This is a genomic window from Porphyrobacter sp. TH134, assembly GCF_002855495.1.
GTDB lineage: Bacteria > Pseudomonadota > Alphaproteobacteria > Sphingomonadales > Sphingomonadaceae > Erythrobacter.
Genome location: NZ_PKRO01000013.1, coordinates 54,321 through 74,625 on the forward strand (window position 1 = coordinate 54,321; position 20,305 = coordinate 74,625).

General features: G+C 65.1%; 22 protein-coding genes. 10 read left to right on the forward strand and 12 right to left on the reverse strand.

Going from position 1 to position 20,305, the window contains the following annotated elements; all coding sequences use genetic code 11:
- The first annotated feature begins 23 nt into the window (after nt 1-23).
- Entirely contained in the window at nt 24-659 is a 636-nt protein-coding gene (locus C0V72_RS07925) for a response regulator (RefSeq protein WP_172438957.1), read from the forward strand.
- Here C0V72_RS07925 and C0V72_RS07930 read toward each other — a convergent pair.
- The gene (locus C0V72_RS07930) at nt 645-2,888 is read right to left on the reverse strand and encodes a sensor histidine kinase (protein ID WP_101793223.1); all 2,244 of its coding nucleotides are present in this window, start codon (nt 2,886-2,888) and stop codon (nt 645-647) included. The two genes, C0V72_RS07925 and C0V72_RS07930, sit on opposite strands and share 15 nt — an antisense overlap.
- A 211-nt stretch (nt 2,889-3,099) precedes the next feature.
- Between C0V72_RS07930 and C0V72_RS07935 the strand changes: the two genes are divergently transcribed.
- On the forward strand, nt 3,100-3,519 hold the full coding sequence (locus tag C0V72_RS07935; protein ID WP_199797780.1) for a BLUF domain-containing protein: 420 nt from the start codon (nt 3,100-3,102) through the stop codon (nt 3,517-3,519).
- 9 nt (nt 3,520-3,528) lie between these two features.
- Here the strand turns inward: C0V72_RS07935 and C0V72_RS07940 are convergent, their stop codons facing one another.
- The 6 genes from C0V72_RS07940 to C0V72_RS07965 form a co-directional block, all read right to left on the reverse strand.
- A complete protein-coding gene (locus C0V72_RS07940) occupies nt 3,529-4,152 on the reverse strand; it encodes a riboflavin synthase (RefSeq protein WP_101793226.1) in 624 nt (207 codons plus the stop codon).
- 10 nt (nt 4,153-4,162) lie between these two features.
- The gene (gene ribD / locus C0V72_RS07945; RefSeq protein ID WP_324761529.1) at nt 4,163-5,155 is read right to left on the reverse strand and encodes a bifunctional diaminohydroxyphosphoribosylaminopyrimidine deaminase/5-amino-6-(5-phosphoribosylamino)uracil reductase RibD; all 993 of its coding nucleotides are present in this window, start codon (nt 5,153-5,155) and stop codon (nt 4,163-4,165) included.
- Nucleotides 5,152-5,604 (reverse strand): hypothetical protein, encoded by a 453-nt coding sequence (locus C0V72_RS07950; protein WP_199797781.1) that lies wholly within the window; start codon nt 5,602-5,604, stop codon nt 5,152-5,154. Before C0V72_RS07950 ends, ribD begins: the two co-directional genes overlap by 4 nt.
- Before the next feature lie 61 nt (nt 5,605-5,665).
- Nucleotides 5,666-6,400 (reverse strand): M48 family metallopeptidase, encoded by a 735-nt coding sequence (locus tag C0V72_RS07955; protein WP_101793232.1) that lies wholly within the window; start codon nt 6,398-6,400, stop codon nt 5,666-5,668.
- Nucleotides 6,397-6,876 carry a YcgN family cysteine cluster protein gene (locus C0V72_RS07960; RefSeq protein ID WP_101793235.1) on the reverse strand — a complete coding sequence of 160 codons (480 nt, stop codon included), beginning with the start codon at nt 6,874-6,876 and terminating at the stop codon, nt 6,397-6,399. Before C0V72_RS07960 ends, C0V72_RS07955 begins: the two co-directional genes overlap by 4 nt.
- The gene (locus tag C0V72_RS07965; RefSeq protein ID WP_101793238.1) at nt 6,864-7,469 is read right to left on the reverse strand and encodes an SCO family protein; all 606 of its coding nucleotides are present in this window, start codon (nt 7,467-7,469) and stop codon (nt 6,864-6,866) included. The genes C0V72_RS07960 and C0V72_RS07965 overlap by 13 nt, the downstream gene beginning before the upstream one ends.
- Before the next feature lie 107 nt (nt 7,470-7,576).
- Between C0V72_RS07965 and C0V72_RS07970 the strand changes: the two genes are divergently transcribed.
- The 3 genes from C0V72_RS07970 (at nt 7,577) to ssb (ending at nt 9,572) form a co-directional block, all read left to right on the forward strand.
- Complete coding sequence (locus C0V72_RS07970) at nt 7,577-8,218, forward strand: ankyrin repeat domain-containing protein (protein WP_233999842.1); 642 nt, start codon at nt 7,577-7,579, stop codon at nt 8,216-8,218.
- A 7-nt stretch (nt 8,219-8,225) separates the two neighbouring features.
- The gene (locus tag C0V72_RS07975) at nt 8,226-8,891 is read left to right on the forward strand and encodes a COQ9 family protein (RefSeq protein WP_172438959.1); all 666 of its coding nucleotides are present in this window, start codon (nt 8,226-8,228) and stop codon (nt 8,889-8,891) included.
- 120 nt (nt 8,892-9,011) lie between these two features.
- On the forward strand, nt 9,012-9,572 hold the full coding sequence (gene ssb, locus C0V72_RS07980) for a single-stranded DNA-binding protein (RefSeq protein WP_101793242.1): 561 nt from the start codon (nt 9,012-9,014) through the stop codon (nt 9,570-9,572).
- A gap of 112 nt (nt 9,573-9,684) precedes the next feature.
- Here ssb and C0V72_RS07985 read toward each other — a convergent pair whose 3' ends face one another.
- Nucleotides 9,685-10,227 carry a YceD family protein gene (locus tag C0V72_RS07985; RefSeq protein ID WP_233999843.1) on the reverse strand — a complete coding sequence of 181 codons (543 nt, stop codon included), beginning with the start codon at nt 10,225-10,227 and terminating at the stop codon, nt 9,685-9,687.
- Nucleotides 10,224-10,751 (reverse strand): ubiquinol-cytochrome C chaperone family protein, encoded by a 528-nt coding sequence (locus C0V72_RS07990; protein WP_101793245.1) that lies wholly within the window; start codon nt 10,749-10,751, stop codon nt 10,224-10,226. Before C0V72_RS07990 ends, C0V72_RS07985 begins: the two co-directional genes overlap by 4 nt.
- A 254-nt stretch (nt 10,752-11,005) precedes the next feature.
- On the opposite strand from C0V72_RS07990, the gene C0V72_RS07995 reads away from it, so the two are divergent.
- From C0V72_RS07995 to C0V72_RS08015, 5 genes are read left to right on the forward strand one after another with little or no spacing between them, the layout of a single operon-like run.
- Nucleotides 11,006-11,479, forward strand: a complete 474-nt coding sequence (locus C0V72_RS07995) for an outer membrane protein assembly factor BamE (RefSeq protein ID WP_101793289.1) — start codon at nt 11,006-11,008, stop codon at nt 11,477-11,479.
- A gap of 54 nt (nt 11,480-11,533) precedes the next feature.
- Nucleotides 11,534-12,091 carry an ATP-dependent protease subunit HslV gene (hslV, locus tag C0V72_RS08000; protein ID WP_101793247.1) on the forward strand — a complete coding sequence of 186 codons (558 nt, stop codon included), beginning with the start codon at nt 11,534-11,536 and terminating at the stop codon, nt 12,089-12,091.
- Between the two features lie 55 nt (nt 12,092-12,146).
- Nucleotides 12,147-13,241 (forward strand): acyltransferase family protein, encoded by a 1,095-nt coding sequence (locus C0V72_RS08005; protein ID WP_101793250.1) that lies wholly within the window; start codon nt 12,147-12,149, stop codon nt 13,239-13,241.
- Between the two features lie 15 nt (nt 13,242-13,256).
- Nucleotides 13,257-14,555, forward strand: coding sequence for an ATP-dependent protease ATPase subunit HslU (hslU, locus tag C0V72_RS08010; RefSeq protein ID WP_101793253.1), 1,299 nt, complete (start codon nt 13,257-13,259; stop codon nt 14,553-14,555).
- Entirely contained in the window at nt 14,555-14,923 is a 369-nt protein-coding gene (locus C0V72_RS08015; RefSeq protein WP_143704548.1) for an ACT domain-containing protein, read from the forward strand. Before hslU ends, C0V72_RS08015 begins: the two co-directional genes overlap by 1 nt.
- Here C0V72_RS08015 and C0V72_RS08020 read toward each other — a convergent pair whose 3' ends face one another.
- The 3 genes from C0V72_RS08020 to C0V72_RS08030 form a co-directional block, all read right to left on the reverse strand.
- Complete coding sequence (locus tag C0V72_RS08020; protein WP_101793256.1) at nt 14,924-16,885, reverse strand: S9 family peptidase; 1,962 nt, start codon at nt 16,883-16,885, stop codon at nt 14,924-14,926. It abuts the gene before it with no gap.
- 95 nt (nt 16,886-16,980) lie between these two features.
- Nucleotides 16,981-18,858: an ABCB family ABC transporter ATP-binding protein/permease gene (locus C0V72_RS08025; RefSeq protein WP_101793259.1), complete on the reverse strand. Its 1,878-nt coding sequence runs from the start codon at nt 18,856-18,858 to the stop codon at nt 16,981-16,983.
- A gap of 61 nt (nt 18,859-18,919) precedes the next feature.
- Nucleotides 18,920-19,900, reverse strand: coding sequence for an aspartyl protease family protein (locus tag C0V72_RS08030; protein ID WP_101793262.1), 981 nt, complete (start codon nt 19,898-19,900; stop codon nt 18,920-18,922).
- Between the last annotated feature and the right edge of the window lie 405 nt (nt 19,901-20,305).

The window sequence follows — 20,305 nt, forward strand, 5'->3', positions numbered from 1 at the left end:
AGTGGAACAGGCGGGAGACCCGAATGGCCAGCGATGCGACCCGATCCAGCCGTCACAAGATCCTGATCGTCGACGATCACCCCCTGACCCACAGCGGCCTGCGGCTGCTGTTTTCGCAATACCCTGAATATGAGGTGGTCGGCGCGCTTGACCGCTGCGAGATCACCACGGCCTTCATCAAGGCGCAGCCGGTCGACATCGTCCTGCTTGATCTCAACATGCCCAATGTGCGCGGGGTTGATATCCTTGCCGAAATCGTCGGCTCGCATGACATGACAGTCATCATCCTGACCGGCGAAAGGCAGTTTGGCGAGATTGACTATGCCCTGAAACTGGGCGCGCGCGGCGTGGTCAGCAAGGCTGATCCCCCGGATGAAATCATCGCCGCCTGCGAGGCCGCACTGGCAGGCGAGGTCTATATCTCGGCCAGTATGCGCAGCGGCCTGAGCACGATCGAACAGCTGCCCACGTCCCTATCGTCACGGCAAATGGCGATCCTGCATTATCTGGCGCAGGGCGAAACCAACAAGGAAATCTCGTATCGGCTGGCGATTGCCCAGCCGACCGTGTCCTTTCACATAGGCGAATTGCGCCGCAAGCTGGGCGTTGCCAGCAATCGCAAGATCATCGAACGCGCGCAGGCGCTACGCCTGATCTGACAGGCAGGCCTGCAAGGCGGGGTGATCGGCCATTTCGCGGCACAGGGGTTTGATCAGCATCATCGCGACCGCCTCGCTCAGTCTTTCGCGGGTGACCGAAGTGTCGTCGTATGTGGCTGCGATCAGCCGCGTGGTCGCTGCCCTGCCTGCCTGCGCAATCGCCGCATCGAATTCTGCCCGGCGGTCGAAATCGGCGATGTTCTGACCGTTCAGCAGCGCAGCCAGATCGGCGGGCGTGCAGGGCGCGACCGTATGGTGGGCGCATGGCAGGCTTATCCGCAGGGTGGTGCCCGAGGGGCCGGTGGATGGGATGGTGAGCGTGCCGCCCAGACCTTCGATGATCCGCCGCGCTGACCGGAACCCCGATCCGGTCCCGGCGCTGCTGTCTCCGGCGCGCAGACGCGGCGGATCGGCGCGCAGCAGTTCGCGCGCCACCGCATCCGGGATGCCGGTGCCGGTGTCGGCGATGGTGATGACCGCCGCGCCCCCATCAATCCCCAGCATCATCCGCGCGCCGCCTGCCAGCGTGTGGCGGTGGCTGTTGCTGAGCAGATTGGCCAGCGCGCGCATCAGCAAGGGGCGGTCGGAGATGATCGTCACCTCGCGGTCGGTCTCAGCCGTCAGCGTCAGCCCCTTGCCGGCAAACGGTGCCTTGAACATCATCAGCAGCGGTTCCAGCAGGTTCTCGCCCCGGAACGCGCTGAGCGCATGGAAATGGCGCCCGCTGCCGACCATCGCAGCGCCCGACATGGTGGTGGCGGCAATTTCGCTCAGATAATCGACCGAGCTTTGCAGCATTGCGGTCAAATCGTGATGCGCGCCGGCGGTATCCTGCCGTTTCAGGACCGTAATTGCGCTATTCAGCGCCAGGATTACCTGTTTGCTGTCATGTCCCGATGCGTGCAGCAGGGCGTTCTGGTTGTCGACGGCGGCCAGCGCGATCTTGCGGTCTTCGGCCAACTGCGCGGCGCGTTCGCTCACCCGCACGCGTTCGGCCAGTTCGGCATTGTAGCGGGCGTCGGCGGCCTGCCGGTCGGTCTGGATCTTGCGCAGGTTGAGCCCCAGTGCGAGCGTCACCATCAGCACCTCGAAAAAGCCGACCGGACCGATCAGGTGCCAGTTGATCGGCAGCCATTTGAACACGCCCATCGATGCAATCGCGCCGTAGATGATGAACAGCGCAAGGCTCGCCCAGCCCACCAGCAAGGGCCACAGCTGGCGCCCGATCGAGCGGACTGCGAGCACGCCGACCACCGGCAAAAACAGCGCCACCACCCCGGTGATGACCCAGGCCAGCGAATGGATCGCCGTGCGCAGGCCCGGCCCGTAAAGGCTGAGGCCCGCTTGCAACGCGATCACCACCAGCGCGGCGGCGATCAGCGCGATCAAGGCTTTATCGAGCCGGGGAAAGCGCGTTGCGGTTGACAGAAAGTTGCGGGCAAATTGCGCCATGGCAGCGGCAAAGGCGCATTTCACGCCGTCTTCGATCGCCACGCTCAGCAGCGGGCTGTCAGCCAGCAGGAAGATCGTCAGATAGCCTTCGGTGTGGACGGTGCTGATCGCAAGAAACACCTGCGCCAGCGCCAGCCAGCCAAATTCGCGGTGGCCAGTGACCGAGAAGAACACAAAGTTGAGGAAGATCAGCACCGCCACTGCCAGCAACACGCCCGACACCATGGCGATGTTGGTGCGGCGGTTCTGGAAAAAGGTGCCATAGGTCTGGAGCTTGAGCGGCATGTAGGTCGAGTTTTCCGACAGGAAATCGATCACGATCGTCTTTTCCTCGCCGGGGGCCAGCACCAGTTCGGTGCTGAAGGCCTGATAGGTCATCAGGTTGTTCTGGGCCGCGACCGGATCGCTGCCGTTCAGCAGCAGCGTAAAGCCTTGCCCGGTCCATTCATACAGCCGGAAATGCCGCAGCGAACCGCGGCCGGTGGTCAAAATCCACGTGCCGCCGTCCCGGCTGGTGTTGCGGATGCGCAGCGCCATCGCGGTGCGTTGTCCCGGCAGGCCGAAATGTTCAGCGCCCGGCCGGTTGGCCTGCAACTTGGTCCGCAGCATCTGTTCGATCGGGGTATCAAGGCTGCCGAGCTGTTTGGTGTAGCGGATAAACCCCGACAGCGCCGGGCCATCCTTGCCAGCCTCGATCGCGGCGACCGGCAGCGACGGCATGGCCGCAGCAGGCACGCCCAGCGCCGCTGCACAGGTCAGGATCAGTCCCGCGATCATGCGCAGCCAGCTTTGCGTGACACAGCCCCCCTTCTGCGTGCAACAGCAACCGGACGGCAGACTGAACCACGAAAGCACGGCTGCCAACTGTTGAATTTGCCTTTTCGCGCCCGGCAGGCTGGCGGACCGGGATGCTGCGGGCAGGCTGGAAGGTGGGCGAACTCGCCGCTATCCCCGTCGTCCGCGTTCACGTAAGCTGCTTGCAAGCCTATTGCCTTGGGAGCCTGTCATCGAAAAACGCCTGATCTACCGTTCGCAGCCGTTTGGTTTCGACACCGCCATGCTGGCTGGCATTTTGTCAGCGGCGCGGCGCAACAATCCGCGCTACGGCATCACCGGCGCGTTGATTTGCCGGCATGACCTGTATCTTCAACTGATCGAAGGCCCGACCGAAGCTGTCGATGCGCTCTACGCGGTGATCTGCGAGGATGATCGCCACTTTGATGTGCGCCTGCTGCTGTCCGAAGCCATGGGCGAACGGCTGTTTCCCAACTGGGCGATGCTGGATGATACCGCGCCCTCGCAGTTCTGGTCTGCGCAGGACGTCGCAAGCGGGGCGCTGGAAATGGCGACGCCTGATGAACTGCGCGCGCCATTTGTGCGGCTGAGCGCGGCCCATCCGGGCGGCTGATCGCCGGTCTTACCGGGCTGCGGCGAGGCTTTGCATCCGCTTGAGGTAGCGCGCCAGCACGTCGATTTCGAGGTTGACGTGATCGCCCACCGCCAGTGTCCCCAGCGTGGTCACGGCGGCGGTGTGGGGGATGATGTTGAGCAGGAAATCGCAGGCCCCATCGGCCCGGTCGCGCACGTCGTTGACGGTCAGCGACACGCCGTTTACGGTGATCGACCCTTTTTCCGCGATGAACGGCGCCATGTCGGCCCGCGCGCGGATCGCGATTTGCCAGCTGCCGCCGTCCTGCGCCACCTTCACCACCTCGCCCACCGAATCGACATGGCCGGTGACGATATGCCCGCCCAGCTCGTCGCCGAGCCGCAAGGACGGTTCGATATTGAGCAGCGCGCCCGCATTCCACATGCCCGGCACGGTGCGGCTGACGCTTTCGCCCGACAGGTCGACATCGAACCAGGCATCGCCCGCCGTCCCGCCGCGTTCAACCACGGTCAGGCACACACCCGAACAGGCAATCGACGCGCCGATGTCGATCCGGGCAGGGTCGAGCGGGGCGGTGATGCGCAGGCGCAGATCGCCGCGCTGCTCGGCGGCGGCGATGGTGCCGATGGCGGTGACGATGCCTGTGAACATGCTGGGGTCCTTACCGGTTGCGGGTGCGCAGATAGGCCGTGAATGCGTCGCTGCCAAGCTGGCGGCGTTCGGACAGGCACCAGCGGCCATGCGCGTCGGCCAGGCTGGCCAGCCCCAGCGCGCCCAGGCTGCGGCGACCATCGCCCCCGATGAGGATCGGCGCGGTGTAGAGGTGCAACTCGTCCACCAGATCAGCGGCAAGGAAGGCGGCGGCGGTCTCGGCCCCGCCCTCGACGTAGAGATGGAGCACGCCGTCCAGCGCGGCGATGGCTTGCGGCGAGGGGAGGGCGGTGACACCGTCCGGGGCCGGCCCGCGGGTCAGCACCAGCCGCTGCGGTGACCGGGTCTCCAGCCCCGGAAGGCGCACATCAAGGCGCGGTTTGTCAGCCCGCCATGTCCCGCCGCCAACCAGGATCGCATCATGGCGCGCGCGCTGGGCGTGGACGTGGGCGCGGGACACTTCGCCCGTGATCCACTGGCTGGTGCCATCCGCAAGTGCGATGCAGCCATCGAGCGAGGTCGCCAGCTTCAGCGTCACCCACGGACGCCCGGCGCTTTGGCGGGTCAGGAACCCGGCAAGGCTGGTGGCAGAGGCCGGATCGTCCAGCAGGCGGGCGGCGATGCCCGCCGCTTCAAACCGGGCGATTCCCGCGCCCGCCGTCCGGGGATCGGGGTCGTGCTGGCCGATGACGACGCGGGCGGGGCGGGCGGCCACGATCAGATCGGCGCAGGCCGGCCCGCGCGCTGATTGATGGGCGCAGGGTTCAAGCGTGACGTAAAGCGTCGCTTCGGCCAGCACCTCGGCGGGAAGGCCTGCCAGCGCCATCGCCTCGGCATGGGGCCGCCCGCCGCCTTGCGTCCAGCCGCTCGCGATCACCCGGCCGTGCTGCACCACCAGCGCCGCCACACCGGGATTGGGCCGCGACAGCGGGCGCGCCCGCGCCGCCAGCCGCGCAGCAGCGGCCATCCAGTCGTGATCGGTTGGGGAAAGGCTGGCGGCTATTGCCCGGCGCTTTCGCTCGCTGGCGGAACAATCCGCTGGGCCGCAGCCTCGCGGCGCTTGGCCTCGGCTGCGCGTTCCGCCTCGGCCTCGCGCTCGATCTTCTCGACATCCATGCCTGCCGCCGCGCCCAGTGCCTTGTACATCTTGCGCTTTTCTTCGGCGATTCGCTCTTCCTCGGCGGCGCGCAGTTCCTTCAGTTCCTGATTGGCGCGGTTTTCAGCCATGATCGCAGCATCGCTGCGCGCCGGATCGAGCGTGGTGATATAGGTGATCCGCGGCCGCTCAGGCTCGGCATAGACGGTCTGATCGATCGCCCAGGCCATGATCCCCGCCACCGGCAGGACCGACAGGAACAGGATCGGCCAGCGATAGGGTTGGGGCCGCCGGATCTCGTTCCAGAAATCGGCAATGCCACTGGCAGGGTTGAAGCGGGACGGGGCAAAACGCATTGCGGCAATATAGGATGCCGGCGGCGGATGGCCAAGGGGGAGCAGAGGGGGGTGAGGCCGCTCAGCCGAAGCTGGCGTAAAGCCCGCGCCCGTGTTCCTTCAGCCAGCGGTCGGCTGCTGCAATCTCGCCTTCGAAGATGCGGGCCAGCAGCGCGTGGAAGGCCGGGCTGTGATCGAAGTGCACCAGATGCGCGACTTCATGCGCCACCACCGAACGCCGCACGAAATCGGGGGCCTGCACCAGCCGCCAGTTGATCCGGATGCGGGCCTTGTCCGAACATGATCCCCAGCGGCGCTGGGCGCGGGTGAGGCCGATGGGCACCGGATCAAGCCCGGCGGCCGCGCAGTAATCGCGCATGTCAGCCTCGGCCAGCCGCAGCGCCTCGGCCTCTAGCCAGCGGTGGACGCGCGGGGCAATTCCGGTTTCCGGCCCGCCGATGCGCAGGGTCTCCCCGTCGGGGACCGGGCGGCGCGGGCTGCGCGGGTCCCACACCAGCGTCAGCGCGGTGCCGCGATAGTGCACCGTTCCGCCCTGTTCGGGGGCCGCGCGGGCGGGCAGCTTGGCCAGCTGATCGGCCAGCCAGTTCTTGCGCGCATGGGCAAAGGCCACCGCTTCGCGCCCCTCGGCCCAGGCGGGCAGGGTCACGCGCACCTCGCTGCCATCAGGCGCGAGGCGCAAGGTCAGCCGCCGGGCATTGTGCAGCCGCTTGAGCACGATCGGCACCCGCCTGCCGCCCAGATCAATGTCGGGATCAGGCGTCCGGATCGCCGATGCGCCGCGCAGCCAATCGATCATGCCCCGGCCTGTTCGTCAGCCGGGGGCCAGATGCGTGGGTTGGGCCACTGGGTGATGTGATGTTCGATCGGCCCTGCATCCACCTCGCTCACCACCCGCCCGACAATCGAAACCCCGGCGCGGCGCACGGCATCACGGTCGCCCGACAGCAGATAATGCCAGCCCGGCAGCGGCCGCCCGTCGGCGCGCAGGCGGTAAGCGCAGGTCGAGGGCAGCCAGCTTACCTGCTCGACAATCCGCAAGGTCAGGCGCAGGCAATCGGGCACGAAGGCCTTGCGATTGCGATAGTCACTGCACTGGGCGTTGCCGGTGTCCAGCAGGCGGCAGGCGATGTTGGTATCGACGATCTCGCCGGTGTCTTCGTCTTCCAGCTTGTGCAGACAGCAGCGCCCGCAGCCATCGCACAGCGCCTCCCACTCGGGCCGCGAGAGCGTGCCCAGCGGCAATTCCCAGAAGCGGTCTCTTAGTTCACCCATCGGTCCAGCTCTGCCGCGATGGCCGCAGCGCCTTTGTCCGTCGGCAGAGTGGCCAGCGGCTCGCCCGCGGGGCCGAACAGGTAGGTGATGTTGGAATGATCGACCAGATAGCCGCCGCCTTCGACCGGTTCGCCCTTCTGGTAGAACACCTTGAAGGTCTTGGCGGTGGCCGCGATCTGTTCGGGCGTGCCGGTCAGCCCGATGATGTCGGGCGAAAAGGCGGCAGCAAATTCGCCCACCACCTTTTGCGTATCGCGCTCGGGATCGATGGTGATGAAGATCGGCTGGATCATTGCCGCCTTGGCCGGGTCTTTGGCCTTCAGTTCTTTCAGCCCCTGCGCGACGCGCTGCATATCGGTCGGGCAGACATCGGGGCAAAAGGCATAGCCGAAATAGACGATGCGGTATTTGCCCGCAAAATCGCCCCAACGCACGGTTTGCCCGGCGCTGTTGGTGAGCGCGAAATCGCCGCCGATGGCTGCGCCCGCCAGCGGCGGTTCCTCGGCAGGCGCTGCGCCGCCGCACCCGGCAAGCATCAGGGCAGCCGCAATTGCGACGGTGAATTGGGCGGAAGGCTTGTTGATGCGGTTCATGCTCTGCTAACTGGTCGCTTGCGAAAGGCGCCTCGGCTTGCTCTGGCGCCCGGCACAGCCGGATGATGATCCGGATCATGTGACAGGTAATGCGAAAGGATCAAACCGTGGGCTTGGATGTTTTGCGCAAGTTAGGGCATCGGCGGCGGATTGCCAGTATCATCCTGCCCGCGCTGGCGGCGATGACTGCGATGCCGGTCGCCGCGCAGTTCCAGTCGGAAGGCTACAGGTTTCTGGAAGCGGTGAAGAAGCGCGAGGGCGACGAGGCTACCGACATGCTGTCAAAGCCCGGTACGCAAATCGTCAACAGCCGCGATATCACCTCGGGCGATACGGGTCTGCATATCGTGATCGCCCGCAATGATGCGGTGTGGACCCGCTTCCTGCTCCAGCGCGGGGCTGATCCGAACATTCGCAACAAGAAGGGCATCAGCCCGCTCCAGCTGGCCACCGCGCTGGGCTTTACCGATGGGGTCGAGGCGCTGATCAACGGCGGCGCCAGCGTCAATGTTTCCGACCAGACGGGGGAAACTCCGCTGATTACCGCGGTGCATTCGCGCAATGTCCCGCTGGTGCGGCTGCTGCTGGAGAAGGGCGCCGACCCCGATCACAATGATAATTCCGGCCGTTCGGCGCGCGATTACGTAGCTCTGATGAGCGGCAACACGCTGCTCAACCAGGAATTCGAGAATGCCGACAAGAAACGCGCCGGCGCGGGAACCAAGAAAGATTACGGGCCTTCCTTCTGACATGACCATGACACCCGATTTTGCCGACATGACGCTGGATGAACTGCGCGTCGCGCTGGCGCCCGATATTGCCGCGTCGGCGATTTTCGATGGCTGGAACGAGACCGCATTGATCGCGGCTGCGGAAATGGCCGGGGCGGATGTCGATGTGGCCCGGCTGGCCTTTCCGGGCGCCAGACCGATGGACATGATCGAGGCGTGGATCGCATCGGTCGATCAGGCGATGGCGGCGGAGTGGCCTGCGGAGCGGCTGGCGACGCTCAAGATCCGTGAGCGTATCCGCACGCTGGTCGCCTTCCGGCTGGACGCGGTGGCGCATATCGACGAGGCCGTGCGCCGCGCGCTCGCGGTGATGGCGCAGCCGCAGAACGTGCGCCGGTCGCTGAAGCTGGGCTGGCGGTCGGCCGATATCATGTGGCGGCTGGCGGGCGATACCGCCACCGATTACAATCATTACACCAAACGCACGCTGCTGGCGGGGATCTATTCAGCGACACTAGCGGTGTTCGTGAACGACGATAGCGAGGGCAAGGCCGATAGCTACGCCTTCCTCGACCGGCGGATCGACGGGGTGATGAAGTTTGAAAAGGTGAAGGCGCAGTTCATGGGCAAGGACCGCGAACTGCCCAGCCTGACGCGCTTCCTCGGGCGGCTGCGCTACCCCGCGCGCTGAGCGGTGGATTAAGCACCGGGGCCTGATGCGCCTGCGCGCAAGCTGGCCTATTGCCCGACTCAGATTCGCGGGTCATCTTGGGCCGCGCGGGATCAAGATATTGACGGGAAGGGTATTTCGATGGCGGGTTCGCTCAACAAGGTCATGCTGATCGGCAATCTGGGCGCTGACCCGGAAATCCGCAGCTTCAACAATGGCGGCAAGGTCGCCAACCTGCGGATCGCCACCTCGGAACAGTGGAAGGACAAGGCCACAGGCGAGCGCAAGGAAAAGACTGAATGGCACACGGTCGCGATCTTTTCCGAAGGGCTGGTCAGCGTCGTGGAACGCTACCTGAAGAAGGGCAGCAAGGTCTTTGTCGAAGGCAAGCTGCAAACCCGCAAGTGGCAGGACCAGAACGGTCAGGACCGTTACTCGACCGAAATCGTGATCCAGGGCCTCGGCGGCACTCTCACCATGCTTGATGGTGCGACTGGCGGTGGCAGCGGCGGCGGCGGAATGGGCGGCGGCGGTGGCGGCGGTCGCTCAGGCGGCGGCAACTACGGCGGCGGCGGCGGCGGCGGGAGCAGCTGGGATCAGGGCGGCGGTTCGTCCGGTGGATCGGGCGGCGGCTTTGGCGGCGGCCCGTCGGGCGGCAGCAGCGGCGGCTATGACGATCTGGACGACGATATCCCGTTCTAAGGTCTGATTGTTCCTTACACCGACCAGATCGCGCTTGGTGGCAGCTTGCGGTTGTTTCACGTGAAACAGTGCGGCTGCTGCTGCGGCACGCGGCGCCGCCTTTGGCACGGCGTCAGTCTTTCTTCAGCCCCGCCAGCAATGCGGCCAGCGGGCCGTCCTGCTCGCCTTCCTTGACGATCCCCGCCGCTTGGCGCGCGGCATCGGCATTCGGCCCTTCGGCGTAAGGGTCGATCGCCAGCCCCAGTGTCTGCGCGACGGCTTCACCCAGATCGAACATATCGCCGGTGTAAGCGATTTCGTCACAATCATCGGCGGCCAGTTCGATTTCGATCACCGTGTTATCGGCCGCCGGGCGCTGATGATCCTCGACAAAGCGCAGGTCGATCGGTTCGTCGATCACATTCGGGAAATCCTCGCCCGAAATGGCGCAGGGCTGCATGATGGCCGCCCGCAGCCGCCCGGTCGCGCGAATGGCGCGGGCTTTGGGTTCCAGCGCCACTTCGGCCCGCAGGCTCTCTACCGCGCCCAATCCGAAGCGTCGCGCCAGCGCTGCACATTCCGCTGCGCTCGCCTCGATAATCACCGGATCGGCTGGCAGCGGGCGGGCCTTGACCATCCGGGTCAGTTCGGCGGGGGGTGGGGCCGCCTCGCTCACCAGATTGCGCTCGCTTTCAGCATTTCGGCATCGGAAAACCGGCCCAGCCGTTCAAACAGCTTCATCAGCCGGTCCGCCACGGCGCGCGCGCTGGCAGCCTCGTCAGCGCCGGGCATGAAGGTGACATTGCGGGCCAGCGCGTCGGTCAGCTTGTCGATATCGCCGGCATTGAGCGCGCTGCGATAGGCCCCCAGCCTGCCGCCCAGCACACTCATCAGTTTGCCGATCCGCTTGCCCACGACCACATCATTGACGCCGAATTCGCGCAATTGCCCGTCCATATCCTCAACGAACAGTTCGGCCAGCAGCGCGCTTTCAGTGCGCATCTGCGAGGCTTCGATCCGCACCATCACCGTGCTGAGCACCGCCGTGATCATGTCAAAGCGCCCGGCGATGGAATCGGCCACCTGGCATTCGGTGTAATAGACAGAATCGCGGGCCAGCTCGATCACGCGGTGCCACAGCGGACGCACGCTTTCGCGCGGGTCGGGAGCAGTGCCAAGCAGGCGGGAAAGGAAGGACATGGGATACCGGGCCTTGTGCGCGAGGAATAATCAATCGTGGCAAGGGCACTGCGCCCCTGCATCGCTACGATAACGCATGAGGCGCGGATGCGTTCAACTGCCGTTCAACGCAAGCACGCCACCGCCTTGCCATATGGTGCGTTGCAAGCTTGCGCCTAGCCCCTTAAAGCACCTCGCCCAAGGGACAAGAGCGCGTCATGCGCACCACAGGACGGGACGAAAACGGTTTGGCGCAGATGATCAAGGCAGGCGCGATGAAATTGGGCAGACGCGGTTTGCGCGGTATGGCCGTGCTGGCCGTGGCCGCTGCGGTGCTGCCGGGCTGCACCGCGATCCGCGAATCGCGCGGCTACATTGTCGATCCGACGCTGACCGCGCTGGTCCAGCCCAAGATCGACAATCAGCAATCGGTCGAAGGCACGCTTGGGCGGCCGACCTTCACCAGCCAGTACGGCACGCCGACGTGGTATTATGTATCGAGCATCACCGGCCAGCGTCCCTTCAACCGGCCGCGCATCCGCGACCACACGGTGCTGGCGGTGACCTTTGATGCCGAAGGCCGCGTCAGCGAGGTGAAGCGCACCGGGATGGAGCAGGTCGTCTTCCTTGATCCCAATGGCAACAAGACGCCGACCCTGGGCCGTGAACGCGGCTTTCTGGAAGACCTGTTCGGCAATATCGGCCAGGTCGGCGGCGGCGGCTTGCCGGGCGGTCCGGGCGGGCCATAGGCGCTTTGCGCAGGCGCGCTTGATCCTGCGGGAAGGCGCGCCATATTCCCCGGCATGACAAGCGATCAAGCAAGCCACGGCCTTGTCCAGTGGCACGGAACCACCATCATCGGCGTGCGGCGCGGCGATACCACGGTCATCGCCGGCGACGGTCAGGTTTCGATGGGCAACACCGTGATGAAGCCCAATGCCCGCAAGGTTCGCCGCCTTGGCGATGGTTCGGTGATCGCCGGTTTCGCAGGCGCGACGGCGGATGCCTTCACCTTGTTTGAACGGCTGGAAAAGAAGCTGGAGCAGTATTCGGGCCAGCTGATGCGCGCCAGTGTGGAGCTCGCCAAGGACTGGCGCACCGACAAATATCTGCGCAATCTCGAAGCGCTGATGATCGTGGCCGACAAGAACACGCTGCTGGTGCTGACCGGCAATGGCGATGTGCTGGAGCCGATCGGCGAGATTGCAGCGATTGGATCGGGCGGTAACTTCGCGCTCGCTGCCGCGCGGGCCATCGCCGATTACGAAGCGGACGCTGAGACAATCGCGCGCAAGGCGATGGCGGTGGCGGCTGACATCTGCGTCTTCACCAACGGCAATCTGACGGTCGAGACGGTCTAGCCTTGCCGGGCTGACCGCCTGGGTCATTGCGGTGAAGGCCGTTACCATTGCGCCTATGAACAACCCGTCCGAGCGCAAGATCGCAGCAATCCAGCTGTTGCGCGCGGCGGCCGCGCTGATTGTGGCTGCGTCTCATATCGCCTTTGGCTTTGCCGACAGCATTGGCGGCGGATTGGGTTTTGGCCCTGACTGGCGGGGCGAGCGTGAGGCGCAGCTGGCGGTGATGCTGTTTTTCATCGTGTCGGGCTATGTGATGGTGCAGGCGGCCAGTGGCCGGTTTGGCACGCCCGGCGCGCGCGGGCTGTTCTGGCGGCGGCGCATCATCCGCATCATGCCGCCTTACTGGCTGGCGAGCGGGCTGCTGGCGGCGGTGCTGGTGTTTGCCTTTGGCCGGCCGGTCGATCCTGAACACGTTGTCCGCTCGCTGCTGCTGATCCCGGTCTGGCCGGCCTCTGGCGAACTGCGCCCGCTGCTGTTCCTGTGGGTCGGGTGGACGCTGCTGTACGAGATGGCGTTCTATTTCCTGTTCGGCCTGTTTCTGCCGCTGCCCCGCGGCCGCGCGATCATGGTGGTGGCAGGCGTGCTGGCTGCCGCGATCATCGCGGGCACGTGGGTTGCGCCGGTCGATCCGCTGATCTTTGCGCTCACCCGCCCGCTGCCGGTGATGTTTGTGGCCGGAATGTTGCTGGCGCTGTGGCGCGGGCAGGGCGGCGTGATACCGCAGGGCGTGCGCTGTCTGGCGCTGCTTGCCGTGATCCCGGCAGTGCTGCTGGTGAGCGAGCCCGCCATGCCGACGGCGGCAGGGTGGGATTATCTCGCGTGGTGCGGCATCCCCGCGCTGCTGATCGCGCTGGCAGTGCTGGGCGGCCCGCTGGCGGTGCCAGCAGCAGGGCTGGTGAACCGCGCAGGCGATGCTAGCTATGCGCTCTATCTATTGCATGTGCCGGTCGCATGGTTGTGGCTGTGGCTGTGGGAGCGCCTGCGCGGCACTGAGGCCGGGCCGTGGGATTACCTCGCCGGGGCGATGCTCGCCAGCATGGCGGCCAGCTGGGTCTTCTTCCGCTGGGCCGAACAGCCGATGACGCTGGCCTTGAACCGCTGGCTGGCCGCGCCACATAGTCTTCAAGACAGACACAGAAAGACCCCATGACCACTTCCCCCCCCCTTGCAGGCGCTGACCCCCAAGGCGATTGTCGCCGCGCTGGATGAACACATTATCGGGCAAGCCGAGGCCAAGCGTGCGGTCGCGGTCGCGCTGCGCAATCGCTGGCGGCGGCAGCGGCTGGGCGCGGATCTGCGCGACGAGGTGACGCCCAAGAACATCCTGATGATCGGCCCCACGGGCTGCGGCAAGACCGAGATCAGCCGCCGCCTGGCGAAGCTGGCCGAAGCCCCCTTCATCAAGGTTGAGGCGACCAAGTTCACCGAGGTCGGCTATGTCGGCCGCGATGTCGAACAGATTGCGCGCGATCTGGTGGAAGAGGCGATCCGGCTGGAAAAGGAACGCCGCCGCGAAGCCGTGCGCGAAGCCGCCTCCGAGGCCGCAATGGACCGCCTGCTCAACGCGCTGGTGGGCGACAACGCCTCCGAAGCGACCCGCGCCAGTTTCCGCCAGCGCATCACCCAGAACGCGATGAACGATGTCGAGGTCGAGATTGAGGTGCGCGATACCCCCGCAGCGCCGTTCGACATGGGCAATATGGGCGGCCAGATGGGGATGATCGACCTCAGCGACATGATGGGCAAGGCGCTGGGCCGCAAACCCACCCGCCGCCAGAAACTGCGCGTGCCCGATGCGTGGGACCGGCTGGTGGACGAGGAAGCGGACAAGCGGCTCGATCAGGATGATGTCGCCCGCGCGGCGTTGCTGAACGCGGAAACCAACGGGATCGTGTTCCTTGACGAGATCGACAAGATCGCGGTCAGCGATGTGCGCGGCGGCTCAGTCTCGCGGGAAGGCGTGCAGCGCGATCTGCTGCCCCTGATCGAAGGCACCACGGTCGCCACCAAATACGGCCCGATGAAAACCGACCACGTGCTGTTCATCGCCAGCGGTGCGTTCCATGTCGCCAAGCCATCCGACATGCTGCCCGAATTGCAGGGCCGCCTGCCGATCCGGGTGGAACTGCGCGCCCTGACCGAGGCGGATTTCGTCCGCATCCTCAGCGAAACGCGCGCCAATCTGGTGGCGCAATATACGGCGCTGCTGGGGACTGAGCAGGTAACGCTCGACTTTGCCGACGATGCGATCGGCGCCATCGCGCACATCGCGGCGCAGGTGAACAGCACGGTCGAGAACATCGGTGCGCGCCGCCTTCAGACCGTGATGGAGCGGCTGCTGGAGGAAATCAGCTTCGAGGCGGAGGATCTTGCCGGGCAGACGATCACCATTGATGCCGCCTATGTGAACGAGCGGCTGGAGGGCCTGGCGGGCAATACCGACCTCAGCAAGTATATCCTGTAGTGACGCGCGCGCCGGTCAGCGACCTTGCCGGGATGCTGGCGGGCATGGCCCCGGTGCTCGATGCGCGGCGCTGGGCGTTCGTGCTGACGGACAGCGCGCCGCCCGCTGATGCCTTCGCACTGATCCGCGAGGATGAAGGGCTGGCGGCGATTGTGCCGCAAGAGGGCGGCGGTTTCGCGCGGATCACGCTAATGGTGCATTCGGCGCTGGACGGCGTGGGGCTGACCGCAGCGGTGTCGGGCGCGCTGGCGGCAGCCGGGATCGCCTGCAATGTCGTGGCGGGATTCCACCACGATCATCTGTTCGTGCCGTGGAACCGGCGCGATGAGGCGCTGGCTATCCTCCAGCGCCTCTCGCAGTCCCGCTGATTACTCGCCCAGCAGGTACTTTTTCCAGAACACCAGCTGCGCCATGAAGGCATAGTCCGAATTGGCCTTTTTGGCGAAGCCGTGGCCTTCATCGGCAGCCACCAGATGCCACGCCTCGCCGCCATTGGCGCGGATCGCAGCGACCATCTGGTCGGCTTCGGATTTGGGCACGCGCGGATCATTGGCGCCGGTGATGACGAACATCGGCTTGGTGATTTCGTTCACGCGGGTCAGCGGGCTGATTTCGGTGAGCTTGGCGCGCTGCACCGGATCACGCTCGTCGCCGTATTCCACCCGGCGCAAGTCCTGCCGGTAAGGATTGGTGTTTTCGAGGAAGCTGACGAAATTGCTGATCGCCACGGTGCACTGGGTCGCGGTCAGCTTGTCCTTGAGCTGCACCGCGGCGGCATAGCACATATACCCGCCATATGAGCCGCCCGTCAGGCCCACCTTGGCCGGGTCGACCGCCGGATCGGCGCGCACCGCGTCAATCAGCGCCTCCATGTCGCGCACGGTTGCCTCGCGGCGGAAGGGGCCGTTGTCGAGGCTGACGAAAGTCTTGCCGAACCCGGTTGACCCGCGAACATTGGGGTAGAACACGCCAATGCCCAATTCGTTGAGGTAGTAGTTGTTGCGGCCCATGAACCCGGCGGTCGATTGCCCCTCCGGCCCGCCGTGGACCGAAACGATCAGCGGACGCTTGCCGGGAAAGATGGCGGGATCGGGCAGATAGAGCAGGCCGGACACCTCCAGACCATCAAAGCTTTTGGTGGTCACGATGCGCGGTTCGACGTTCACCTCGGTGTTGAGCCCGCCGGTTTCGGAGCGGGTCCAGCGGGTCAGCTGCATCGTTTTGGGATCGAGCGACCACACGTCGGCCGCGCTTTTGGCGCTGGAAAAGCTGAAGCCGATCTCCCCCCACGGCGCAATCGCCAGCCCGCCGATCTGTCCGGCGGGCAGGGCATCGACCCTGGTGACCTTGCCAGAGGCAACGTCGAGAATGCGCAAAGCATCGGACCCCGCCTCGTTCACTTCATAGACGATCGTCTTGCCATCAGCGGAGATGTCGAACCCGTCGACATCCCAGGCTTCGTCAGAGACGGCGGTAAACTTGCCCGAGACAGGGTCCAGCCGCCCCAGCCTTTGGAAATCCGATCCCGCATCGCTGGTGACCCAAATCGTGCCATCGGGCGCGATTTCCATGCTGCCATAGGCAATCGCCGCCTTGGGATCGCCCACGGGGGTCATTGCCCTGGTGGTAAGATCAAGCCGGTAGAGATCGACGTCCTGTACCGAGTTGTAATCGGCGACATAGGCAAAGCTTTTGTCGGGCGAAAAGGCGATGATCGCCCAGCCGCCGCCCTTGCTTTCATGCACCATCCGCGCCGAGCCGGGGTTGCGCGGGTCCATGACGTAAAGGTCGGAATCGACCCCGTTGCGCCGGGTGGAGCTGTAACCGATCAACTCGCCATCCTTGCTCCACGCACCCGGCTGGTTGCGGCTGCTGCCATCGGTCAGCAGGGTCAGCCGCCCATCCTTTAGCGTGTAGAGCTGGAAATATTCGTCGCCGCCGCGGTCCTTGTTCACCACGATGACATCGCCCCGGGTCGGCGCATAGGAGCCGCGCACCGGCTCGGCTTCAAAGCTGATCTGGGTGCGCGCGCCCATCGGGGCTTCGACGCGGTGAAGCTGGTTGGTGTTGGCAAAGCGGGTGGCAATCAGCACCGCGCGGGTGGTGGGATCCCACCCGACAAAGCTGGCCCCGCGCGCTTCGAGATAGGGGCGCACCGCATCGGCCATCACCAGCGGCACGGCCGGCATCTTGTCGGCGGTGAGCGCGGCTGGCAGCGGCACCGCCTGAATGGGCGTTGGCACAGGGACGCTTTCGGGCGCTTGCTCCTGCGCGGCGGCGGGCAGGGCGGAACTGGCAAGCAGGCAGGCAATCAGGCAGGCGTAACGCATTATCGAGGCTCTCTCTCATCATCACAGGCTCCCCGTAGCGAGGGGGCAGTGGCATCAGAGGTAACGAGCGCCCGGCGCCGGGGCAATCCTGCTGCTTATTCCGCCGCTTCGGCCGGGGTTGGGAGGGGCGTGGGCGCATCATCCTCGCGCCGTTCGTTTGCCTGACGCGCCCACATTTCGGCATAGAGCCCGCCGTGCTTGAGCAGCGCTGCATGCGTCCCGCTTTCCACCAGCCGCCCGTGATCGAGCACGAGAATATTGTCCGCATCCGCGATGGTCGACAGGCGGTGAGCGATGGCGATGGTGGTGCGGCCTTCTGCAATCCGGTGCAGGGTCGAGAGGATCTCCTGCTCGGTCCGGGTGTCGAGCGCGCTCGTCGCTTCGTCCAGCAACAGGATCGGCGGGTTCTTCACCAGCGTGCGGGCGATGGCGACGCGCTGCTTTTCGCCGCCTGACAGCTTCAGCCCGCGTTCGCCCACCATCGTGTCGTAGCGGTCGGGCAGGCGCGCGATCAGCGGGGTCAGCGCGGCATCGCGCGCGGCCTGTTCGATCAGCGCCGCGTCTGCGCCTTCTGCGCCATAGCCGATATTATAGGCGAGGCTTTCGTTGAACAGCACGGTGTCCTGCGGCACGATCCCGATGGCCGCGCGCACGGAATCTTGTGTGACAAGCGCAATATCCTCGCCCCCCACCAGCACCCGGCCTTGCAGTGGATCATAGAAGCGGAACAATAAGCGCCCGATGGTGCTCTTGCCCGCGCCCGAGGGGCCAACGATGGCGGTGGTGCTGCCCGCAGGCACCTCAAAGGACAGGCCATTGAGGATCGTGCGACCCGGATCATAGCCGAAGGTAACATTGTCGAAGGCGACCGTGGGCTTGCGGATGATGAGCGCGGGCGCGCCCGGCTGGTCCTTCACTTCGATGTCGGTGTCGATCAGGCGGAACATTTCGCCCATATCGATCAGCCCCTGCCGGATGGTGCGGTACACCCAGCCCAGCACATCCAGCGGGCGGAACAGCTGGATCAGCAACGAATTGACCAGCACCAGATCGCCGACCGTCAGCGCGCCGGTGCTCCAGCCCCACACGGTGTAGGCCATCGCGGCCCCCACCAGCGCATTGGTGATGACCGATTGCGCCATATTGAGCAGGCCGACCGAATTTTCCGACTTCACCGCCGCTTCGGCATAGGCGCGCGCGGCTTGGGAATAGCGCGCTTCCTCGCGGGCTTCGGCGCCGAAATACTTCACCGTCTCGTAATTCAGCAGCGAATCCACCGCGCGGTGCAGCGCCTTGCCGTCGAGATCGTTCATCTCGCGCCGCAGCTTGGTGCGCCATTCGGTGATCGCGCGGGTAACCCAGACATAGGCGACCACAGTGACAGCCGTGGCGGCAACCAGTTCGATCCCGAAATTGATGTAGAAAATCACGCCGACCGCAATCAGTTCGACGATGGTGGGCGCGATGTTGAACAGCAGAAAATACAGCATCTGGTCGATGCTCTTGGTGCCGCGCTCGATGATCTTGGTGACCTCGCCCGTGCGCCGCGCAAGGTGGAAGCGCAGCGACAGGCGGTGCAAGCGGTGGAACACGTCCTCGGCCAGATGCAGCGTCGCGACCTGTCCGACGCGTTCAAAGGCGATATTGCGCAGATTGTCGAACGCGACCGAGGTAAAGCGCCCCAGCGCATAGGCGGCGACCAGCGCCAGCGCGACGGTCGCCCCGTCGCTCGCAGCCGTCCCCGACATGGCATCCACCGCACCCTTGTAAGCAAAGGGCAGGGCGAGCGTGACTGCCTTGGCCGCCAGCACCAGCACCATGGCGATCACAATCCGCAGCCTGAGGCCGGGATTATCCTTGGGCCACAGGTAGGGCAGAAAGCGCTTGAGCGTGGCCCAGCTTTCCACATCGCGCGCGCGATTGGCCTTGGCGGCGTCGGCAGGATCGGTGGGTGTGGAGGTTTCTGGCGGCATGGCGCCTGATGTGGGCGCGGCTGCGGCTTATCGCAAGGCAGGCTGCTATCTGGCAGGCACGCTAATACCGCGCGCGATAGATTCCGGCGTTTTTGGCTTGCCGCATGGCCCGGGCGACATCGGCGGGGACATCGAACAGGATCCGCTGGCGGCCAAAGTCGATCGCCACCCGGTCGAACAGGGCAAGATGCTGCATCCCGATCGACAGCACCGGCTGGTCGCGCAGCCCCAGTGCATCAAACGCTGGCGTATCGGCAAAAGTCAGCGGCACGTCGCTCAGCGCCAGACCTTCAATGCTCAGCGAACGAACGATAGCCAGTTCGCCGATAAGATCGACGCCGTTGACATCCGTGGTGATTACGTTCTGCGCGCGCTTGGCCCGGATCCGGTCGCGCAAGGCCAGATTGCCAAGGCTGGACTGTGCGCCGGTATCGATGATGACCGTGGCACGGACGCCTTCAACCAATGCATCGGTAATCAACAGCTGGCCAAGGCGGCTGCGGGCCCGCACCATGATCTCGAACCCGCCGCGCTTATCCTTGCTGCTGGCGTCTTCGACGGCGATCGTCTGTTTGCGAAAATCGATCAGCACGCGAAAGTCCTGCAATGCGTCGAGCCCGATGATCCCGTCAGCGCCAACATGCGCGCGATCCAGGACAGGGGCGGTGAAGTTGCTGTAGCTGTTGGAGCCGAAATCGATCCGGCTGACACTGGCCAGCTCAACCTCGCGGCGGCTGGCCATGCCAACCAGAATGGCGCTTCCGCCCGGCGCAAGATTGGCAGCGGTGCGGATTTCATGGGTGATGGCCGTCGCCTGGCTGCCGGTGTCGATCATGAACGCAAATGGCCCGATGCCTTCAATCAAGACAGGCACAGTCAGCCGGTTGTGGCGCTCAGCTTCAAGCGCAAGGACCTCGGCAGCCGGATTGATGAGCGTGCTATCCGGTGCGGGAACAAGCGGGCTGGCGGCTGGCGTTTCGGCGACAGCGGCGGTGCCTGCTGCCAATGCGGTTGCTGCCATCAATAAGGTGCGCGCGAACATCAATCAGGTCACTCCCGGCCGGCGGGTCATTGATGCGCTCGCTCGGCAGGAGTATTCTATCACTGCCGCAGCGCTTTCCAAACAGAGAGAAGTCATGATGCGGGGGCAGTCGTCGGTGGTGGGGAGGGCAGCGCTGTTCCGACAGCCATTGGCCCGGTAGCGATGCCAAACCTCTGCTTCCCCCTGTAATGGATCAACCAAAGGTGGGCTGCGACACGGTCGGAGGGTGCCAAAGCGTGGTGGTTGCCGGCAAAAATGAAGGGTTTCTGCGGTTCTTGCGCGCGACTGAAATAAAATTGCAAAAACCCGTTGACCGAATCTGAGGTGGCCCATATAGGCCCCTCACCGACGCGGCGCTGCCGGCTTTTGCCTCTGCTGCTACGTTGGTCGCCAAGATAATCGGAT